This is a genomic window from Kitasatospora sp. MY 5-36 (assembly GCF_001182915.1).
In the GTDB taxonomy this organism is placed as follows: Bacteria; Actinomycetota; Actinomycetes; order Streptomycetales; family Streptomycetaceae; genus Kitasatospora.
This window is the reverse complement of sequence record NZ_LFVW01001006.1, coordinates 1-2,524: the sequence shown is the minus strand read 5'-3', so window position 1 is coordinate 2,524 and position 2,524 is coordinate 1. Positions and strand designations below refer to the sequence as shown.

Annotated in this window: 1 protein-coding gene; it reads left to right on the top strand. The window is 77.3% G+C overall.

Annotated elements, in window-relative coordinates:
- A partial coding sequence (locus tag AE652_RS39425) for a condensation domain-containing protein (RefSeq protein WP_049660397.1) occupies positions 1 to 2,524 on the top strand: 2,524 nt, incomplete at both ends.

The window sequence follows — 2,524 nt, the reverse complement described above, 5'->3', positions numbered from 1 at the left end:
GGAGGCGGAGCGGGAGGCGGCCGCCGAGGCCGCCCGCGCCGAGCTGGACCCGGCCACCGGGGCGCTGCTGCGCGCCGTGCTGTTCCGGCCCGCCGACGGCGCCCGGCCCCAACTCCTCCTGACCGCCCACCACCTGGCCGTCGACAGCGTCTCCTGGCGGGTCCTGCTCGCCGACCTGGCACAGGCCTACCGGCAGGCCGCCGAGGGCCGCACCCCCGACCCGGCGCCCGAGCCCACCGCCTTCACCGACTGGGCCCACCGGCTCGCCGAACTCGTCCGGACCGGCGGCCTGGACGCGGACCTGCCGTACTGGACCGCCGAGACCGCCGCCCCCGCCGGGCCGCTGCCCGTCGACCTGCCCGGCACCCCCACCGCCGGCTCGGTGCGCACCCTGCGCCACCGGCTCGACCGGGCCACCACCGAGGCGCTGCTGCGGAAGGTCCCCGAGGCCTACCGGACCCAGGTCAACGACGTGCTGCTCAGCGCGCTGGGCCGGGCCCTCGCCGACTGGACCGGCACCGGGCGGGTCGCCGTCGCCCTGGAGGGCCACGGCCGCGAGGACCTCTTCGACGGCCTCGACCTCTCCCGCACCGTCGGCTGGTTCACCACCCAGTACCCCGTCACCCTGGACCTGCCGGAAGGGACGGACTGGGCCGCCACCCTCAAGCGGGTCAAGGAGCGGCTGCGCGCCGTGCCCCGCCGGGGCCTGGGCTACGAGGCCCTCGCCCGGCTCGGCTCGGCCGCCGCGCTGAGGGACCGTCCGCTGCCGCAGGTCTGCTTCAACTACCACGGCCAGTGGACCGCCCCCGAGGGCGGCGACTTCGCCCCCGCCGGGCAGGCCCCCGGCCGCGACCTCGCCCCCGACGAGCCGCTGGACCACCTGCTCGACGTCTCCGCCGTGGTCGCCGACGGCGAGCTGGAACTCACCTGGCACTACAGCGACCGGGTGCACCGGGAGGAGACCGTCCGGGCCCTGGCCGAGGCCACCGCCGCCGCGCTCACCGGCATCGTCGAGCACTGCGCGAGCCCCGGCGCCGGCGGCCGCACCCCCTCCGACTTCCCGCTGGCCGGCCTCGACCAGGCCGCGCTGGACCGGCTGGTCGGCGACGGCCGGGACGTGACGGACCTGCTGCCGCTCACCCCGCTCCAGGAGGGCATGCTCTTCCACCGCCTGGTCGGCGGCGAGGACGACGTCTACCTGGACCAGGCCGCCCTGCTGCTGGAGGGCGTCGCCGACCCGCACGCCCTCGCCCTGGCCTGGCAGCGGGTCGCCGACCGTACGCCCGCGCTGCGCACCTCCGTGGTCTGGGAGGGCGTGCCCGCCCCGCTCCAGGTGGTGCGCCGGGGCGTCCGGCTGCCGGTGACCCACCTGGACCTGCGGGCCGTCGACCCGGCCGAGCGCGCCGAACGGCTGGAGCGGCTGAAGGCCGAGGACCTCGCCCTCGGCCTGGACATCGCCACCGCCCCGCTCACCCGGCTCACCCTGGTCCGGCTGCCCGAGGCCCGGGTCCAGCTGCTGTGGACCTCCCACCACCTGGTCCTGGACGGCTGGAGCCTCGCCCAGGTGCTCACCGACGTGTTCGCCGAGTACGCGGCGCTCACCACCGGCGCCGCCCCCGCCCCGGCGGTGCGCCGGCCCTTCGCCGACTACGTGCACTGGCTGGCCGGCCAGGACGCCGGGGCCGCCCGGGCCCACTGGCGGTCCGTCCTGGACGGCTTCGCCACCGCCACCCCGCTGCCCGCCGACCGGGCGCGGCGCGAGGCCCACCGGGCCCGCTCGGCGGGCAGCCTCAGCGCCGCCCTGTCCGAGCAGGTATCCGAGCAACTCGCCCGCACCGCACGGCAGTCCGGGCTGACCCTCGGCACCGTGGTGCAGGGTGCCTGGGCGCTGCTGCTGTCCCGCTACAGCGGCGAGCCGGACGTGCTGTTCGGCACCACCGTCTCCGGCCGGCCCGAGGAGCTGCCCGGCGTCGAGTCGATGATCGGCATGTTCATCAACACCCTGCCCACCCGGGTCCGGGTGGACGGCGAGCGCACCGCCGCCGACTGGCTGCGGGAGCTCCAGGCGGACCAGGCCGAGGCCCGCCGGCACTCGGCGGTCTCGCTCGCCGAACTCACCGGCTTCAGCGACGTCCCCGCCGGCAGCGCGCTGTTCGACAGCATCGTCGCCTTCGAGAACTACCCCTTCGACGACGCCCGCGCCGCCGGCACCGGGGTGCGCCTGGCCGAGGTCTCCTCCCGGGACGCCACCAGCTTCCCGCTGGTGCTGCGCGCCTACCAGGGCGGGCAGGTCGGCTTCGACCTCGCCTACGACCCGGAGCTGTTCGACGCCGCGACGGTGGACGCCCTCGCCGGGCGGCTGCGGCTGCTGCTCACCGAGCTGGCCGCCGGGCTGGACCGCCCGCTGCGCGCGCTGGCCTGGACCACCGAGGAGGAGCGCCGCCGGCTGCTGGTCGACTGGAACGGCACCGCGCAGGGCCGGCCCGCGCGCACCCTGGTCGACCTGTTCGAGGAGCGGGCCGCC